Origin of the sequence: Micromonospora salmantinae (assembly GCF_022230905.1) — a bacterium.
GTDB classification, from domain to species: domain Bacteria; phylum Actinomycetota; class Actinomycetes; order Mycobacteriales; family Micromonosporaceae; genus Micromonospora; species Micromonospora salmantinae.
The window spans coordinates 53224-70066 of the sequence record NZ_JAKKFG010000029.1; the positions used below are offsets into that span (position 1 = coordinate 53224).

18 protein-coding genes are annotated in these 16843 nt (G+C 71.0%); 11 read left to right on the plus strand and 7 right to left on the minus strand.

Annotation, left to right across the window (positions count from 1 at the left end; all coding sequences use genetic code 11):
- Positions 1-42: 42 nt before the first annotated feature.
- Positions 43-249, minus strand: coding sequence for a hypothetical protein (locus PSH03_RS21665; protein ID WP_007460667.1), 207 nt, complete (start codon positions 247-249; stop codon positions 43-45).
- A 253-nt stretch (positions 250-502) separates the two neighbouring features.
- Between PSH03_RS21665 and PSH03_RS21670 the strand changes: the two genes are divergently transcribed.
- Complete coding sequence (locus tag PSH03_RS21670; protein ID WP_210785770.1) at positions 503-1330, plus strand: hypothetical protein; 828 nt, start codon at positions 503-505, stop codon at positions 1328-1330.
- Positions 1327-2085, plus strand: coding sequence for a maleate cis-trans isomerase family protein (locus tag PSH03_RS21675; protein WP_210785771.1), 759 nt, complete (start codon positions 1327-1329; stop codon positions 2083-2085). Before PSH03_RS21670 ends, PSH03_RS21675 begins: the two co-directional genes overlap by 4 nt.
- Before the next feature lie 14 nt (positions 2086-2099).
- Here the strand turns inward: PSH03_RS21675 and PSH03_RS21680 are convergent, their stop codons facing one another.
- From PSH03_RS21680 to PSH03_RS21690, 3 genes are all read right to left on the minus strand, one after another.
- Complete coding sequence (locus tag PSH03_RS21680; protein WP_238690242.1) at positions 2100-3308, minus strand: low temperature requirement protein A; 1209 nt, start codon at positions 3306-3308, stop codon at positions 2100-2102.
- A 127-nt stretch (positions 3309-3435) separates the two neighbouring features.
- The gene (locus PSH03_RS21685; protein WP_210785773.1) at positions 3436-4392 is read right to left on the minus strand and encodes a 5'-3' exonuclease; all 957 of its coding nucleotides are present in this window, start codon (positions 4390-4392) and stop codon (positions 3436-3438) included.
- A gap of 58 nt (positions 4393-4450) precedes the next feature.
- Positions 4451-4678 (minus strand): hypothetical protein, encoded by a 228-nt coding sequence (locus PSH03_RS21690; RefSeq protein ID WP_238690243.1) that lies wholly within the window; start codon positions 4676-4678, stop codon positions 4451-4453.
- 164 nt (positions 4679-4842) lie between these two features.
- Between PSH03_RS21690 and PSH03_RS21695 the strand changes: the two genes are divergently transcribed.
- Positions 4843-5730, plus strand: a complete 888-nt coding sequence (locus tag PSH03_RS21695) for a winged helix-turn-helix transcriptional regulator (protein ID WP_238690244.1) — start codon at positions 4843-4845, stop codon at positions 5728-5730.
- A 63-nt stretch (positions 5731-5793) separates the two neighbouring features.
- Here PSH03_RS21695 and PSH03_RS21700 read toward each other — a convergent pair whose 3' ends face one another.
- Positions 5794-7161: a glycosyl hydrolase family 18 protein gene (locus PSH03_RS21700; RefSeq protein WP_238690245.1), complete on the minus strand. Its 1368-nt coding sequence runs from the start codon at positions 7159-7161 to the stop codon at positions 5794-5796.
- A 194-nt stretch (positions 7162-7355) separates the two neighbouring features.
- Between PSH03_RS21700 and PSH03_RS21705 the strand changes: the two genes are divergently transcribed.
- The 3 genes from PSH03_RS21705 (at position 7356) to PSH03_RS21715 (ending at position 10224) form a co-directional block, all read left to right on the plus strand.
- Entirely contained in the window at positions 7356-8471 is a 1116-nt protein-coding gene (locus PSH03_RS21705) for a M24 family metallopeptidase (RefSeq protein ID WP_238690246.1), read from the plus strand.
- Positions 8468-9610, plus strand: a complete 1143-nt coding sequence (locus PSH03_RS21710; protein ID WP_238690247.1) for an acyl-CoA dehydrogenase family protein — start codon at positions 8468-8470, stop codon at positions 9608-9610. Before PSH03_RS21705 ends, PSH03_RS21710 begins: the two co-directional genes overlap by 4 nt.
- Positions 9611-9717: 107 nt before the next feature.
- Entirely contained in the window at positions 9718-10224 is a 507-nt protein-coding gene (locus PSH03_RS21715; RefSeq protein ID WP_091398289.1) for an Lrp/AsnC family transcriptional regulator, read from the plus strand.
- On the opposite strand, the gene PSH03_RS21720 is transcribed toward PSH03_RS21715, so the two are convergent.
- Complete coding sequence (locus PSH03_RS21720; RefSeq protein ID WP_210785778.1) at positions 10154-10765, minus strand: histidine phosphatase family protein; 612 nt, start codon at positions 10763-10765, stop codon at positions 10154-10156. The two genes, PSH03_RS21715 and PSH03_RS21720, sit on opposite strands and share 71 nt — an antisense overlap.
- Before the next feature lie 157 nt (positions 10766-10922).
- On the opposite strand from PSH03_RS21720, the gene PSH03_RS21725 reads away from it, so the two are divergent.
- The 4 genes from PSH03_RS21725 to PSH03_RS21740 all read left to right on the plus strand — a co-directional run bounded on the left by PSH03_RS21725 (position 10923) and on the right by PSH03_RS21740 (position 14189).
- Complete coding sequence (locus PSH03_RS21725; protein ID WP_088989634.1) at positions 10923-11117, plus strand: CsbD family protein; 195 nt, start codon at positions 10923-10925, stop codon at positions 11115-11117.
- Positions 11118-11778: 661 nt separating this feature from the next.
- Positions 11779-12438: a polysaccharide deacetylase family protein gene (locus PSH03_RS21730; RefSeq protein ID WP_210785779.1), complete on the plus strand. Its 660-nt coding sequence runs from the start codon at positions 11779-11781 to the stop codon at positions 12436-12438.
- 117 nt (positions 12439-12555) lie between these two features.
- On the plus strand, positions 12556-13125 hold the full coding sequence (locus PSH03_RS21735) for an RNA polymerase sigma factor (protein ID WP_210785780.1): 570 nt from the start codon (positions 12556-12558) through the stop codon (positions 13123-13125).
- Positions 13122-14189 (plus strand): hypothetical protein, encoded by a 1068-nt coding sequence (locus PSH03_RS21740; RefSeq protein WP_238690248.1) that lies wholly within the window; start codon positions 13122-13124, stop codon positions 14187-14189. The genes PSH03_RS21735 and PSH03_RS21740 overlap by 4 nt, the downstream gene beginning before the upstream one ends.
- 55 nt (positions 14190-14244) lie before the next feature.
- Here PSH03_RS21740 and PSH03_RS21745 read toward each other — a convergent pair whose 3' ends face one another.
- Complete coding sequence (locus tag PSH03_RS21745) at positions 14245-15636, minus strand: KamA family radical SAM protein (RefSeq protein WP_210785782.1); 1392 nt, start codon at positions 15634-15636, stop codon at positions 14245-14247.
- 141 nt (positions 15637-15777) lie between these two features.
- Between PSH03_RS21745 and kdd the strand changes: the two genes are divergently transcribed.
- Positions 15778-16839, plus strand: coding sequence for an L-erythro-3,5-diaminohexanoate dehydrogenase (gene kdd, locus PSH03_RS21750; protein WP_502361699.1), 1062 nt, complete (start codon positions 15778-15780; stop codon positions 16837-16839).
- Positions 16840-16843: the final 4 nt, after the last annotated feature.

The following is a 16843-nucleotide window of genomic DNA, read 5'->3' on the forward strand; positions in this document are numbered from 1 at the left end:
GTGCCCCCGTAGTGGGGGCACGGGCCGGGGTACGTCTGTCGTCTACTTGGAAGGCTCGGGCAGCTTGCAGTCGACCTTCGGGTTGGCGCCGATGTAGTTCAACGGCCCGGCCACGATGGTGACCAGGATGGTGCCGGCCTCGGCGCAGTTGGTGTCGTCGCCGCTGTAGTAACCGCGCTGGCCACCGGCGATGGCGCCGATCACCAACCAGATCACGACGATGACTCCGAGAATCGAGGTGCCGCGCATCGCTGCCTCCTGAGGTATGTGGTGGATCTGAGGTGCAGCCGTTGTACCCAATCGGGTCGCGCGGCTAACGGTTGCGTGCTACGGACCCCCGCCGGATCCCCCATCCGGCCGATGCCGTCCGTCGTTGTGTACCGCCCGGGTATCCGCCGCCCGCACCGGGTAGCGCCTGTCGGCTATCGGATCCGCGACCGACCTCGCCGTCATCCGGGTGAGGGGACGTAGAACTGCCTCACGGCCCCGCCGAGGAGGACTCATGGACGCCCCGACACCGCCCCTCTATATCGACCGCCCCGAGGACGTCGCGGTCGCGGCCCGCGCGCTTGCTGGCGGCGCGATCGTCGCGGCGGCGTTCGCCAACTTCTACGTCATCGTGACGCGTCCCGACGCGGCCACCGTACGCCGGGTCAACCTGGCCAAGGGCCGTCCGGTCCACCAGGTCGGCAGCATCACCACCGCGATCGGCCGGATCCCCGGGATGTTCGACTGGACGCGGATCTCGCCGCGGTTGCCTGTCGGTCGGGTGCGGGCGCTGATGGACGCCCTCTACGGGGCCGGGCCGTTCGGCTTCCGCGGGCCCGCGGCGGATCGGCTCCCCGAGCACCTCACCCAGATCGACCAGGGGATGCGGACCACCCAGGTGATCGCACCAGGGCTGACCTGCCCGTCCAACGCCTTCTTCGAGCGGGCGCTCGCCGAGACCGGAACGGATCACCTCTACATCACCTCGGCGAACCGCTCCCGGCATCTCACCGGCGCGGCGGAGGAACCGGCGCACTGGAAGGCGGGCGCCCTCGCCGCCGACTTCGCCCACCTCGATGATCTGGTGGTGCTGGTCCACCGGGACGAGGCCGCGGCCCGCGCCGCGTACCCGGGCTACCTCACCACCTCGGTCACGCTGCTCTCGTTCCACGCGCCGGAGGGTGACCTCGAAGAACCGCCGGTGCTCACCGTGGACCGGCACGGATCGCTGCACCTGGACGACGTCCGCCGCGCCGCCGCGCCGCTCGGCCTACAGGTACGCCTGGCCGGAGGTGCCCGGGAACGACTGCGGGTCCGGGGGTACGCCGGGGCACTGGTGTGAGCGGCTACCGCATCGGCCTGGTGGTGCCCAGTTCCAACACCACGATGGAAACCGAGATCCCGGCGATGCTGCGCCGACGCGAGGTCGTCGATCCGACGGTCCGCTTCACCACCCACGCCAGTCGGGTACGGCTGCGTCAGGTGACGGCCGACGAGTTGGCCCGGATGAACCGCTCCGCCCTGCGCTGCGTCGCGGAGCTGGCCGATGCCCGCTGCGATGTGCTCGCGTACGCCTGTCTGGTGGCGGTGATGTGCGAAGGCGCCGGCGCGCACGAGCGGGCCGAGCGGCGGTTGGGCCGCGCGGCCGTTCGCGCCGGGCACGACATGCCGGTGGTGACCAGTGCCGGCGCGCTGGTCGCCGGGCTGAGGGCGCTCGGTGCCCGCCGGGTGGCCCTGATCGCGCCGTACCTGCCACCGTTGACAGCGACCGTCGCCGCCTACCTCGCCGCGTACGGCGTGCAGGTGACCGACTCGGTGAGCCTCTGCGAGCCGGACAACGTGGCGGTCGGGCGCATCCCCGCGGCGCGGCTGGTCGAGCTGGCCGGTCGTCTGGACGTGACCGGCGTGGACGCGGTGGTCCTCTCCGCCTGCGTGCAGCTGCCGTCGTTGGCGGCCGTGCCGCAGGTGGAGGCCCGTCTCGGGCGCCCGGTGCTCACCGCGGCGACGGCGACAGTGCATCAACTGCTCACCGGTCTGGGTGTCGAACCGTACGTGCCCGACGCGGGCCGGCTGCTGGCCGGCCCGATTCCGCGGTGAAGGGCGGGTTTGGTTCAGTGCGGCGGTGACGGGGCCTCCGGCGGCTTGCCGTGGCTACGCCGGAAGTCCGCGTAGGCCACGCCGACCAGGACCAGCAGCCCGCCGAGGGAGGCGAAGACCGGCGGCAGGTACAGCAGGGCGGGGGCGATGGTCAGCAGCGCCAGCACCCCACCGGGTCGGGACCACGACACCCGGCTGAACACCTCGTACTCGAACGAGGCCCGGCCGGCCAGGAACAGCGCCGGGCCGCCGAGGATCACCGCCAGCCAGGCCGGCGGCGTCCGCCCGGTCGGCTCGTGCAGCACCAGGTGGAAGCCGGCCGCCGTGGTGACCACGCCGGCGATCATCAACAGGTGGGTGTACGGCGCGCTGAACAGGAACTTGCTGGGCGACTGGGCCGCCTGGATGGCGGTCGGCAGCAGCTCGCCGGACTTGTGCACGTAGATCCGCCAGAGCAGCAGTGTGGTCAGGAACGCCACCGCGAAGGCCCCGATGTTCTCGGCCTCGTTGTGTTTAATGCTGAACATGGTGCCGATCGTCAGGATGGCGTCGCCGAGCGCGATGATGAAGAACTGCTGGTAGCGCTCGGAGAGATGCTCCGCGGTGACGTTGCGTTGCTTCTCGGGCACCACCCCGAGCCCCGGCACCGGGTACGCGAGCCGGAAGCCGAGGTAGTCGATGGCGAGCGCGACGGCCCAGCACGTGATCCGGGCGTCCCCGCTGACGAACGCGCCGATGAGCCATGGGATCGCCGACACCGTGAACCAGACGAAGATGCGGGCCGCCCGACGCTGGGTCTGCGGTTCGCGGCGTACGGCCGGCATCAGGAACAGGCCACGCCCCAGGTGGATCGCCACGTAGGTGCCGGCGAAGACGAGCCCCCGATCGTTGAACGCCTCCGGGATCGCCGTGGTCATCAGCAGCGCGCCGAACATCACGGCGCTGATCAGCAGCTTGATCTCGGTGCGTTCCGGGTTGTACAGGTCGGTGACCAGTGTGGTGATCGCCCAGGTCCACCAGACGGCGGCCAGCATGATCAGTGCCTCGGCGGCACGGTGCCAGTCGAGCTGGTCGACCATTCCCCGTGAGATGAGCGCCAGTGCGACCACGTACACCAGGTCGAAGAAGAGTTCGAGGAGGGTGACCCGGCGTGGGGCCTCCGGGTCGCGCACCGGCGGACCGCTGGCCCGTGGCGATCCGGGCTCCGGCGCGGCGAGGTGCACGGGATACTCCTGCGGAACCGCTCGACTCGATGGACCTGTCCGGTCCACCTCTACGGACGGTAACGAGCGGGCGAGCGCGGGATCCGGCGTTCGCCCGCTCGTCCCCCGACCGGGTCGTGTCGGGTGGTTACCCCGCTTGCGGGGGTGTCGACGGCTTCGCGCCGCCGCGAGGGGCGGCGAGGGCGTCGACCAGGCGGCGGGCCGAGCCGGCCAGGTTCCATCGTTGGGCGAGCTCGAGCAGCCGGTCCGGGTCGGCGGGCGCGCTCGGCAGTGCGGTGGGCAGCTCCGGCAGTGGCACGTCCAGGGCGACCCGGACCACCGTCGGCGCGACGCCCAGGTAGTCGCGCGCCGCGACCAGCTTGGCGCGCAGGCCCGGTGCGAAGGACGAGTCGGAGTCGTCGAGCGCGGCCAGGATGCCGGCGATGCTGCCGTACCGCTCGATCAGCCGGGCGGCGGTCTTGTCGCCGACGCCGGCCACCCCGGGCAGCCCGTCGCTCGGGTCGCCGCGTAGCGCGGCGAAGTCGGCGTACCGGTCGGCGGGCACACCGTAGCGGGCTCGTACGGCGGCGTCGTCGCAGTCGTCGAGCTTGGCGACGCCGCGCCCGACGTAGAGCAGCCGGACCGGTCGCGCATCGTCGACGAGTTGGAACAGGTCCCGGTCGCCGGAGACCACCTCGACCGGGCCGGGCTGGGTCACCGAGAGGGTGCCGAGCACGTCGTCCGCCTCGTAGCCGGTCGCGCCGACAGCGGTGATGCCCACCGCGGTCAGCACCTCCAGGATCATCGGCACCTGCGGGGAGAGGGTGTCCGGAACGATCTCGCCGCCCTGCGGGGCGACCCGGTGCGCCTTGTACGACGGCAGCAGGTCGACCCGCCACGCCGGGCGCCAGTCGTAGTCGAGTGCGCAGACCATCCGGTCGGCGCCCCGCACCCGGATCAGGGTGGCGAGCATGTCGAGGAAGCCGCGCACCGCGTTGACCGGGGTGCCGTCCTCGGCCTTGGCGGCGGACTCCGGTATGCCGAAGTAGGCCCGGAAGTAGAGGCTGGCTGCGTCGATCAGCAGGATCGGGGGTCGGTGTGCCACGCCGGACAGCCTGGCACAACCGTCCGACGATCTGGCGTACGCCCGGCCGCCGGCGGTGTCAGCGTCGTTCGTCGGGCCGGTAGACGGTCTCGCGTCGGGCCAGGCGCTGCACGACGTAGCTGGTCACCAGCAGCAGGATCGCGACCACCACCTCGACCCAGGCCGCGATGCCGTCGGCGACGGTGACGCCGATGACCAGCAGGACCAGGCCGACGAGTGCGAGGACCCCGGCCCACAGTTGCCGGCGACGGCGGGTCGCCGCCCTGCTCGCCTGGTTCGCTGCCACGTGGTCCTCCCGGTGGGGAGTCCGGGGTGCTCCCCGATCCCAGACTATGGCTCCCGGTGGCGTTCGGTCGGGGAAACCGACGCGCGGACCGCTGCCGTCCGTCGACGCAGAGCATTCCAATCTGAAACGGACTATAGTCGGGACGGAACCAATGGAGGTAGCCGGTGCGGCGAGAGGATCTTGTCGATGCGGACTGCGGCATCGCGCAGGCGCTCGGCGTGCTGGGGGACTGGTGGACGGTGCTCATCGTGCGTGACGTCGCCGGCGGGACGACCCGCTTCGACGCGCTGCAACGCGAGCTGGGCGTCAGCCGGCGGGCGCTGACCGAGCGCCTCGCCGCCCTGGTCGAGCACGGTGTGTTGGAGCGCCGACCGTATTCGCGACACCCACCCCGGTACGACTATCTGCTCACCGCGAGGGGCGAGGGGCTGTTGCCGGTGCTGATCGCGCTGCAGGACTGGGGGACGAGGCATCTGATGGGCGACGGTGACGTGACCGCGACGGCCGGCGCGGGCTCGGCCGAGGCGCGCCGCGCGCAGGACCTGGTCGGCCGACGGTTGCCCGATGTCGCCCTGCCCGCCGCCGACGGGCAACCGGTGGCGGTGGCCGCGACGGACGCGTGGACGGTCCTCTACCTGTTCCCCGGGGCGTACGCGCCGGGGACGCACGGCTATCCGCCCGGCTGGGCGGAGATTCCCGGCGCCCGTGGTTGCACCCTGGAGTCGACCACGTACGCCAAGCGTCATCCGGACTTCGTGAGAGCCGGTGTCCGGGTGTACGGCGTCAGCACCCAGCGGCCCGACCAGCTCGCCGACTTCGCCGCGTACGCCGAGCTGCCGTTTCCGCTGTTGTCGGACGAGGACGGTCGGCTGGGGGCGGGGCTGCTGCTGCCGGTGTTCCGTGCGGGCGGGGTGACCCGGTTCAAGCGACTGACCCTGCTGGTCGACCCGACGGCGGTGGTGCGGGCCGTGCAGTTCCCGGTCACCGACCCGGCCGGCTCGGTGCAGGAGATGCTCACACTGGTCGGTGAGCAGGTAGGGGCCCCCGGCTGACGCCTTTCGCATCGACCGGGGGCCCTGCGGGCCAGCTGGTCCGGGGACCCTGCGGGCGGGGCGTCAGGCCGGAAGCGTCCAGCGCTGGTTGGCGCCGGCGAAGCAGTCCCAGATCTGCAACCGGGTGCCGTCGGCGGAGCTGTTGTCACTGGCGTCGAGGCACTTGTTCGACTGCGGGTTGCGCAGCGTGCCGTTGGACTGCGTCTGCCAGACCTGGGCGCCGCTGCCGTTGCAGTCCCAGAGTTGGACCTTCGCGCCGTTGGCGGTGGAGCCGCTGGTGATGTCGGCGCACTTGCCGAGGGCGCGCAGCGTGCTGTCACTGGCCACGGTCCAGGTCTGGGCGTTGGTGCCGTTGCAACCCCAGAGCTGGACGGCGGTGCCGTTGGCGGTGCTCGCCGAGGCCACGTCGACGCACTTGCCGGCGATCCCGGTGATCTGACCGGTGCGGCCGGTCGGCGGCGGGGTGGTGCCGCCCATGATGGTGTCGTACATGGCGCTGAGCAGTGAGGTCGAGCCGCTGGTGTCCTGCGACAGCTCCCAGTTCATCACGCCGCCGGCGTTGGCCAGGGCCCACTGCGTCTTGCGCTTGACGGTCGGAATGCCGTTCCAGCACTGCTGGCTGCCGCCGATGGTGGCGCAGTCCCGGTTGGCGTTCGCCGGGTCGAGTCCGACCAGGTACGAGTAGTTGTAGTAGACGGGGCGGCTGTAGAACGGGATGCCGAGGACGGCCTTGCTGGCCGGCAGGCCGCGGGCTTTCCACAGGTTGATGCTGTTGATCGACCAGTCGTAGTTGGCGTGCGGGCTGCCGCCGTCGTACGCCATGATGTTGAGCCAGTCGACCTGGTTGAACACTGCCGTCTGGACGCCCTGGACGCTGCCGCCCTCGCTGACCACGGCGGCGGTGAGCAGCTTGCCGCGACTGTGCAGGGCGCTGCTGAGCTGCGTCATGAGGGCCGTGTAGTTGTTGGCCGAGGCGCCCGGGTCGGGGTACTCCCAGTCCATGTCGACGCCGTCGAGGTTGTACTGGTTGACGAAGTTGATCAGGTTGTTGACGAAGTTGGTGCGGCTGGTGGCGTTGGCGGCGAGCGTCTCGAAGGCCGAGTCGTTGCCGTCGTTCCAGCCGCCGACGGCGATGGAGACCTTGACGTTGTTGGCGTGCCCCTGCGAGACCAGCGAGGAGAGCCGGGCCCCGTCCACCCCTTGCAGGGTGCCGTTGCTGTTGGGCAGGACGAAGGCGTAGTTGATGTGGGTGAGCTTGTTGTACTGGATGGTGTTGATGTTGCCGGCCCAGGAGGGCATGTAGCCGACGCTCTTGAAGTTGTTCGGCAGCACCACGGCCTGCGCGGCGGTGGGAATGACGGTGAGGGTGGCGCCGGCCGTGGCGAGCGCGAGCAGGCCGGCGGCGAGGGCGCGGCGCAGTGGTGAGGACATCGGGGGCCTTCCCGTGGGCGGGGGACGACACCCGCCCGCGCAGGGTTGTTGCGGGCGGGGGACGCAGGGACGGGTGGGCCTCGAGGCAGCCAAATCTTAAAGAGTGTTAACTGTCCGCGTCAATCAACGTCGATGGATTTTCCGACGATCGGTGTCGATATGGGGTTTGCCCAAACGACCGTTAAGCTGACGGGGTGGGAATCGACGAGCTGTATCCGCCGGATCGGTTGATCGCCGCGCAGCGCGCGACGGCCGCCGCGGGCCTGGACGCCCTGCTGCTCACGCCCGGCTCCGACCTGCGGTATCTGACCGGGTACGACGCCCACGCGGGGGAGCGGCTGACCTGCCTGGTGCTGCCCGCCGAGGGCGAGGCGACCCTCGTCGTGCCCCGGCTCGAACGCCCGGCCGCCGAGGCGTCCCCCACGCCGGCGACCGGGGTGCGCATCGTCGACCACGTCGACGGCACCGACCCGTACCCCCTGGTCGTCGCCGCCCTCGACGGCCCGGTCGCGGCGGTCGGGCTCGCCGACCGGATGTGGGCCGAGCAGGTCCTCGGGCTGCGCGCGGCGCTGCCCGACGCCGCGCAACGGCTCGCCGGGGAGGTACTGCGCGAGTTGCGGATCCGCAAGTCCCCGGCGGAGGTCGCGGCGCTCACCGAGGCCGGCGCGGCGATCGACGAGGTGCACCTGCGGATGGGCGAGTGGCTGCGCCCCGGTCGCACCGAGGCCGAGGTCGCCACCGACATCGCCGCGGCGATCCGCGCCGCCGGGCACGTCACCGTCGACTTCGTCATCGTGGCGGCCGGGCCCAACGGAGCCAGCCCGCACCACGGCACCTCCGACCGTCCGATCGGCCTCGGCGAGCCGGTGGTTGTCGACATCGGCGGCACCATGGCGTCGGGCTACCGCTCCGACTGCACCCGCACCTACCTGGCGGGCGGGTCGGCGCCGGCCGACTTCCTGGACTACTACGAGGTGCTGCGCGACGCCCAACGCGCCGCCGTCGAGGCGGTGCGCCCCGGGATCACCGCCGCGGCGGGCGACGCCGCTGCCCGAGCGCCGATCGCCGCCGCCGGCTACGGTCCCGCGTTCCTGCACCGCACCGGCCACGGCATCGGCCTGGACGGGCACGAGGAGCCCTACCTGGTGGCCGGCAACGACCGACCCCTCGACGCCGGCATGGCGTTCTCCATCGAACCGGGCATCTACCTGGCGGGCCGGCACGGCGCCCGCATCGAGGACATCGTCGTCTGCACGACGGACGGCGTGCAACGGCTCAACACCACCCCCACGGAGCTCATCGCGCTATGACTGTCGACCGGATCCTCCCCACCGACGAGGCCCACGACCTGCTGGGTCTCGCCACCGAGCTCGCCGACGGCGAGCTCGCGCCGAAGGCCGCGGCCTTCGAGGAACGCGCCGAGTTCCCCCGCGAGGTGCTGCGCACGCTGGGCCGCGCCGGCCTGCTCGGCCTGCCCTACCCCGAGGAGTACGGCGGCGCGGCGCAGCCGTACGAGGTGTACCTGCAGGTGCTGGAGATCCTGGCCAGCCGTTGGCTCGCTGTCGCCGAGGCGGTCAGCGTGCACACCCTGTCCTGCTACCCGGTGGCGGCGTTCGGCAGCGACGAGCAGCGCAAGCTTCTGCCGGACATGCTCGGTGGCGAGTTGCTGGGCGCGTACTGCCTCTCCGAGCCGCAGGGTGGCTCGGACGCGGCGGCGCTGACCACCCGGGCGGATCGCGACGGCGACGCGTACCTGGTCTCCGGCACCAAGGCGTGGATCACCCACGCCCGCACTGCCGACTTCTACAACGTCTTCTGCCGCACCGGCGGGCCCGGTCCGAAGGGGATCTCCTGCCTGCTCGCCGACGCGGGCACGGCCGGTATCACCCCGCAGGCGGCCGAGCGGACGATGGGGCTGCGCGCCTCCCCGGTGGCGCAGGTCGCCTTCGACGAGGCGCGGGTGCCGGCCGACCGGTTGATCGGCGGCGAGGGGCTGGGCTTCACCATCGCGATGTCCGCGCTGGACTCCGGCCGGCTGGGCATCGCGGCGTGCGCGGTCGGGCTGGCCCAGGCCGCCCTGGACTACGCGGTCTCCTACGCCCGGGAGCGCCAGCAGTTCGGGCGCTCCATCATCGACTTCCAGGGGCTGGGGTTCCTACTCGCCGACGCGGCCACCCAGATCTCCGCCGCTCGCGCGCTGACCCTGGCGGCGGCCCGGCTGCGCGACGCCGGCCGCCCGTACGCCATCGAGGCGGCCAAGGCGAAGCTGTTCGCCACCGACATGGCGATGCGGGTGACCACCGACGCGGTGCAGGTGCTCGGCGGCGCGGGTTATGTGGCCGACCACCCGGTGGAGCGGTACATGCGTGAGGCGAAGGTGTTGCAGATCGTGGAGGGCACCAACCAGATCCAGCGGATGGTGATCTCGCGGGCGCTGGCCAAGGGCTGACGGCGGTACGTGGCGGTGGGGCTGCGGTGGGTGTGTCACGGCCCACCGCGGTCCGCCACTCGGGTACCTCGTCGCCGTGCGACGGTTTTCCCGGTAGGTTGCACGCCGTGGAGGAGATCGACCGCGCTATCGTCGCCGCGCTGACCGCCGACGGCCGTCTGTCGTACACCGACCTGGCCGAGCGGGTGGGGCTGTCGGTGTCCGCCGTGCACCAGCGGGTCCGTCGGCTGGAGCAGCGCGGGGTGATCAAGGGGTACGCCGCCCGGGTGTCGTTCGAGGCGCTGGACCTGCCGCTGACCGCGTTCGTGGCGATCCGGCCGTTCGATCCGTCGCAGCCGGACGACGCCCCGGAGCGGCTGGCCCACCTGCCGGAGATCGACTCCTGCTATTCGGTGGCGGGGGAGGACTTCTACCTGCTGCTGGTGCGGGTGGCCAGCCCCACCGACCTGGAGCGGGTGCTCCAGGAGATCCGTACCTCGGCGAACGTCACGACCCGGACGACTGTGGTGTTGTCCACGCCGTACGAGAACCGGCCGCCGAAGATCAGCTCTGCGGCACCGAGTCGGTCGCGGTCCCGGGCGCCGGAGGAGCCGGCTGGTTCCACCGCAGGATGACCTGCCGGCCGTGTTCGTGACCGAGCGCGCTGACCGTGGCGGTGTCCAGGCGTAAGCGCCCACCGGCGGACGGGGGCAGGCCGATCCAGCGGGCACCGAGCACCCGCAGGCTGTGCGCGTGCCCGACCAGTGCGACGGTGCCACGGTCGAGCAGCGGGGTGACGCGGGCCAGCACCCGGTCGAGCCGTTCGCCCACCTGCGCGGGGGACTCCCCGCCGGGGCAGCCGTCGGTCCAGATGTTCCAGTGCGGATCGTCGTCGTGGATGTCGACGGTGGTGCGGCCCTCGTACTCGCCGTAGTTCCACTCGCTGAGGTCCTCGTCGACGGCGTCGACGGTGAGCCCGGCCAGCTGCGCGGTGCGCAGCGCCCGGGAGCGGGGGCTGGTCAGCACGGTGACGAAGCGCCGGCCGGCCAGGAACGCGGCCAGGGTGCGGGCCTGTCGCTCGCCGTCGGGGGTCAGCTCCAGGTCGGTGTACGAGGTGTGCCGCAGGCTGGCGCTCCAGGTGGTCTCGCCGTGCCGGATCAGCAGGAGCTCTCCCATGCGGTCAGTTAACCATCGCGAGGTGGTGCCGACAGGAGACCCTCCCACTACCTATCTTCCTAGGATGCTTTAGCGGGTGTGCCGACCGGCACTGCCGGTTTCGGCACCCGGAGACCGGGCAAGCGAACCAGGACAACCGCCAGACCGAGGAGGCGCGATGAGCTTCACCGAGAAGGCAAAGAACAAGGTTGAGCAGATGGCCGGCGCCGCGAGGGAGCGCGTCGGCGACATGACCGACAACGAGCGGATGCGTGGCGAGGGCGCCAGCCAGCAGAGCGACGCGCGCGCCAAGCAGGCCGGTCAGAACGTTAAGGACGCTGGTCGAAACGTGAAGGATTCGTTCACGAAGTGACCTGAGCGGTCCACGGGTCCCCGGGCGCACCGTCGCCCGGGGACCCGTCGTGCCGCGTTCCCTGGTGCTGGCCGCGTTGGCCCTTCTTCCTGCTCGGCGTGGCGGTCACCATGTACGCCCCGCGGCCCTGCGTGGCCAACTGCGGTGGCGGCCTCGGCACCATCTCGGGCGGGAGAATCCTTGGTGAGCCATATACCTGGGAGTCATATTTATGCCTCTGAGGTATATCGCCGACCGGAGCGGCACCGCCCCGACGCTCCACGCGCGCAATGCCCGCGTCGCCAGGGGGCCACTGCCTCTCGGGGGCGAGGTGGGCGAGGTGTGTCCGCCGGCGTTCGAGACGGTCCGCGCGGGTCAGTGAGGCGCTTTCGCGTCTGCGATGATCTGCGGCGTGATCCGACCCCGCCTCCGCCCATTGTGGTGTGGCGTACTGGTTGCGGCGGCCGTTGTCGGCAGTGTCGCGTGCACGGCGTCCCGGGTGCCACCACCGGAGGGGCCGGTCTTCGTCGGCTCGTCCGCGTCTGCGCCCGCGCCGCCGGCCGGCGCATCGCAGGCGGTTCCGACGCCAACGGCTCCCGCCACCCCACAGAGTGTCCCGACACCGACGGTTCCGGCTGTTCCGGCTTTCCCGGGCGCGACGCGGGTGGGGAGCAGGGCGCCGGTGGTGGATCACGGCCCGCGCACGGGTGCCAAGGTTGCGCTGACCTTCGACGCGGACATGACCGACGGGATGTTGGCCAGTCTGCGGGCCGGCCGGGTGAAGTCGTACGCGAACCTGCGCATTCTCGACCTGCTGGAGCGGGAGCAGGTGCCGGCGACGTTCTTCCTGACCGGCAAGTGGGTCAAGCGGTATCCGGACGTGACCCGGCGGATCGCCGGCAACCCGCGCTTCGAGTTGGCCAACCACACCTATGGGCACGCGGCGTTCACCGCCGACTGTTACGACCTGCCCCGGCTGCCGGTCGACGAGCTGGCCGGCGACGTGGCGAAGACGTTCGAGGTGATCGCGCCGTACGGGGGTCGGCAGACCCGGTACTTCCGGTTTCCGGGCTTGTGCCACGACGCGGCGGCGTTGGACGCGTTGGCACCGCTGGGTGTGACTGTGGTCGACGGGGACGTGGTCAGCGGCGATCCGTTCGCGACGGCGTGGAAGCCGTTGGTGCGGGCGGTGTTGGACCACGTTCGCCCCGGATCAGTCGTGATCATGCATGTGACCGAGGCGAACGCGGCGATGACCGATGAGGCGTTGCCGCACATCCTGGCCGGATTGCGGGAGCGGGGGCTGGTGCCGGCGCCGTTGTCCGAGGTGTTGACCGCCTGACGGCCCGTCGCGCCAGGTGCGGCACTGTGTACGCCAGGGGAGCGGCCGGGTTGAGGTAGGGGAAACGGGGCTGGCGCGACCTGTCACGGTTGAGGTCCCACCGGACATGGAGTGAACGTGAGCTCCGGCATTGAGTACTACGAGGACCGCTTCCAGCGCGTCTACCTTGAGCACTTCGAGCCGTTGTTGGCGTACGCGCTGCGGCGCGTCGCGCATCCCGAGGACGCGGCCGACGTCGTCGCGGAGACCTTCCTGGTCGCCTGGCGGCGCAGGCATGACATTCCGGCCGACGGTGAAGCTCGGCTCTGGCTGTACGGGGTGGCCCGGCGGGTGCTGGCCAACCATCACCGGGGTGGGGTTCGCCGGCAGCGGCTGGGTGAACGGCTACGTGAGCAGATCGCCGCCGCGGTCGCCGCCGATCCGGGCAGTGAGGTGCCCGAGCGGCTCGCTGTCCGGGCGGCGTTGGCGGGTCTGGGTGAGCTGGACCGCGAGGTGTTGATGCTCACCGTGTGGGAGGGCTTGCAGCCGCGCGAGGTGGCTGCGGTCCTCGGGGTCGGTCCCGCAGTGGTGCGGACACGGCTCTCGCGTGCGCGAGCCAGGCTGCGCGAATTGGTCGGTGACGGCCCTGGCCCGCCTGGACATGTACTCGACGTGCTGACCGCAGCCACCCGGAAGGAGCAGAGATGACCGAGGAACACCTTGACCTGCTGGTTCGGGAAGCTGACCCCGCTCGGCGGGACCTCGTCGGACAGTTCGACGGGGTGAAGCAGGCCCTCCTGGGGGAGATCATGTCGGAGTCGACGCTCGGTCGGTTCGTGGAACCACCCCGACGGCAACCGAGAGTGCGTCGCTTCGCTGGCGTGGCGACGGCGGCGGCCGCCGTGGTCCTCGCCAGCGTCCTGTCCGTCTCTGTTCTGCCGCGCGGGTCCGAAGAGGTCGGGGAGGTGGCTTCCGCTCCCAGCGCCGGTGCTCCGGTCGTCTACTCGCCGGTGGCGATGCGGGCTGCGGAGAAGAATCCGCGGTTGCTGATCAACCGACCCGGCTGGAAGGCGACAGTCGTGTACGGGTTCACCCAGGAGGCGGGCACCATCGTGTTTCGCAACGGTGGGCGCGAGTTGGAGTTCGACTGGTATCCGGCTGACGGTTACGCCGACCGTTACGCCGACCGGCTCAACGTCAGTCGTCCGAAGGCTGTGCAGGTCGATGGCTGGCCGGGTGACCTGTTCGAGTATTCCGCCAGCGACTTCGAGGTGTTGCTCCGTCCCCGTGACGGGGTCTTCGTCGAGTTGCGCACCGGGGGTGACTGGTCCCGGAAGGGGTTCGCCCGGGTCCTCGCGAATGTGGTCCGGGCGGATGCGCGTACGTGGTTGGGTGCGCTTCCGCCGGAGATCGTCACTTCCGAGCGGGCGCTGGCGCGGGCGGCCGAGGTGCTCGCGGACGTGCCGCTCCCGCCGGGCTTCGATGTGGCGGCACTGGTTGACGTCGGCGTCAACGATCCCTATCAGTTCGGCGCCGCTGTGACGTCGCGGGTCGGTTGCGGGTGGATCGCGGAGTGGCAGCGCGCGAGGACGAGCGGGGATGAGGCCGGGGTGCGGCGGGCCGCCGAGGCGCTGCGGAGCAGCCACGGGTGGCGGGTGTTGCGGGACATGGACAAGACGGGCGACTGGCCGGAGGTGTTCTGGGAGTACGCCGACGAGATCGCAGCCGGGACGCTGCGGCCCGGATACGTCCAGGGCCTGGGCTGCCGGTGACGGAGGACGGCGGCGCCCCCGGGGTGATCACCTCGGGGGCGCCGCCGTCGGTGGGTCAGTCGTCGCGGTGGTCGTGCCACCACTGCTGGCCGTCGGCGGGCAGGGTGTCGATCGGGTCGTAGTAGGCGTAGCGCTTGTTCAGCGCCTCCAGGTCGGCGGATTCGATGGAGGTGCGGTAGTTCTTCGTCCAGTAGGAGATGCCGCGCTCACGGTCGTAGTCGGTGAGCATGTGCACCCAGCGCTTACCGACGAAGGGGACGTCGCAGACGATGCGGGGGGTGGCGTAGCCGGGAAGGTAGCCCATGATGTCGTGTTGGAGTTGCTGGGCGTGCCAGACCGGGACCCGCCAGTGTTCGGCGTTGGGGATCATGTCGCACATGTAGAAGTAGTACGGCAGGATCCCGGCTTCGCCTTGGAGGGCGAAGCAGAGGTCGAGCAGTTCCGGGGTGGTGGCGTTGACGCCGCGCATGAGGACGCCCTGGTTGCGGACGTCGCGGACGCCGACGTCGAGGGCGGTCTGGGCGGCCTTGGCGACCAGTGGGGTGAGCGACTGGGCGTGGTTGACGTGGGTGTGGATGGCGAGGTTGACGCCGCGGCGGGCGGCGGTGCGGGCCACCCGCTCCAGGCCCTCGACGACGTCGGGCTGCAGCCAGTGTTGGGGTAGGCCCATGAGGGCCTTGGTGGCGAGCCGGATGTCGCGGACCGTATCCAGTTCCAGCAGGCGCATGAGGTACGACTCGAGGTTGCGCCAGGGGACGTTGGCCACGTCGCCGCCGGAGACGACCACGTCGCGGACGCCGGGGTGGGCCTTGAGGTAGGCGATGTGGGCGTCGTAGCGGTCGACGGGCTTGAGGGTGAGTTTGAGTTTGTCGACGGCGGGGGTGGAGTTGCCGACGAGGTCCATGCGGGTGCAGTGTCCGCAGTACTGGGGGCAGGTGGAGAGCAGTTCGGCGAGGACCTTGGTGGGGTAGCGGTGGGTGAGCCCTTCGGCGACCCACATGTCGTGCTCGTGGAGGCTGTCGCGGCTGGCGTAGGGGTGTGAGGGCCAGTCGGTGCGTCGGTCGGAGGCGACCGGGATCATGTAGCGGCGGATGGGGTCGGCGAGCAGCGCCTCGGTGGTGAGGGTCGCGAACGGCACCATCGTGTTGATCATTTGTGGTGGCACCAGCATGGACATGGTGGCCAGGGCCAACTGGTCGGCCTCAAGGTCGGCGTAGAAGGTTTCGTCGATCAGGTCACCGAAGACGGCGCGGAGCTGCTTGATGTTCTTGACGCAGTTGACGCGCTGCCACTGGGCGGATTCCCACTGGTCGCGGGTGACGTGGCGCCAGCCGGGGAAGCGGGTCCAGTCGGGTTCGACCAGGGGGCGGCGGTGGTATTCGTAGGGCTGCCCGGCGGTCGGTGTGGCGGCCGGGACGTGACGGGGGTGCGGGATGGTCTGGGTCACGGCCCCTCCTCGGTGTTACGGCTGATCATCGAAGCCCGAAGGCTACTGGAAAATATTCGGTACAGAAACTAGTCTGCCGTAAGTTTTCCCGTTACGCGAGCCTTGACCGGGGCTTCGGACGGCTGGCAGGGGGAGGTTGGCGTGACGTCACCGGTGGGACTGCACCGCGTCGTGCAACCGGCGGGGGTGTTGCCGCAGGCGGCCTGGCGCCTGGACACGTCGGCGGCGATCGCGCCGAACGAGGTGCGGATCCGGGTGCAGCGGCTCAACCTGGACGCGGCGAGCTTCCGGCAGTTGTCGGAGAAGCACGGCGGCAACGGTGACGCGGTCCGCGCCGAGGTGCTGGAGATCATCGCGACCCGGGGGAAGATGCAGAACCCGGTGACCGGTTCGGGCGGGATGTTGATCGGCACGGTCGAGGAGGCCGGTCGGCGGTCCCCGCTGGGGCTCAGGGCGGGGGAGCGGGTCGCGACCCTGGTGTCGTTGACGTTGACGCCTCTGGTGATCACCGATGGGTTGGCCCGGTGGGACGGGCGCAGCGAGCAGGTGCCCTGTGACGGGTGGGCGATCCTGTTCGCGCGTTCCATCGCCGCGGTGCTGCCCGACGACGAGGACCCGCAGTTGTCCCTCGCCGTGCTGGACGTGTGCGGGGCGCCCGCGCTGACCGCCCGGGTGGTGTCGCGTTACGTCGAGGAGCGTCGGCGTAGCGGTGATCCGACGCCGGTGCGGGTCGCGGTGATCGGTGGGGCGGGTAAGAGCGGGTCGTTGTCTCTCGCCGCGGCGCGACGGGCGGGCGCCGCGCGTACCGTCGGGGTGGTGCCGGTGGCGGCGGAGCGTGACGCGCTGACGGCCGCCGGTCTGGCGTCGGTGGTGGCGTTGGCCGACGCGCGCGACCCGGTGGGGTTGTCCACGGCGGTGACCACCGCGCTGGGGGTGCCGGCGGACGTGACTGTGGTCTGCGTGGACGTGCCGGGGTGTGAGCACGGGGCGGTGCTGGCCACCGCTGACGGCGGCACGGTGATCTTTTTCTCGATGGCGACGAGCTTCTCGGCTGCCGCGTTGGGCGCGGAGGGGTTGGCGGCGGACGTGACGATGCTGGTGGGCAACGGGTACGTGCCGGGGCACGCGGAGTTGGCGTTGGGGTTGCTGCGGGCCGAGCCTGGGGTGCGTCAGCTGTTCGCGGCGCGGGTCGCGGCAGACTGAAGGT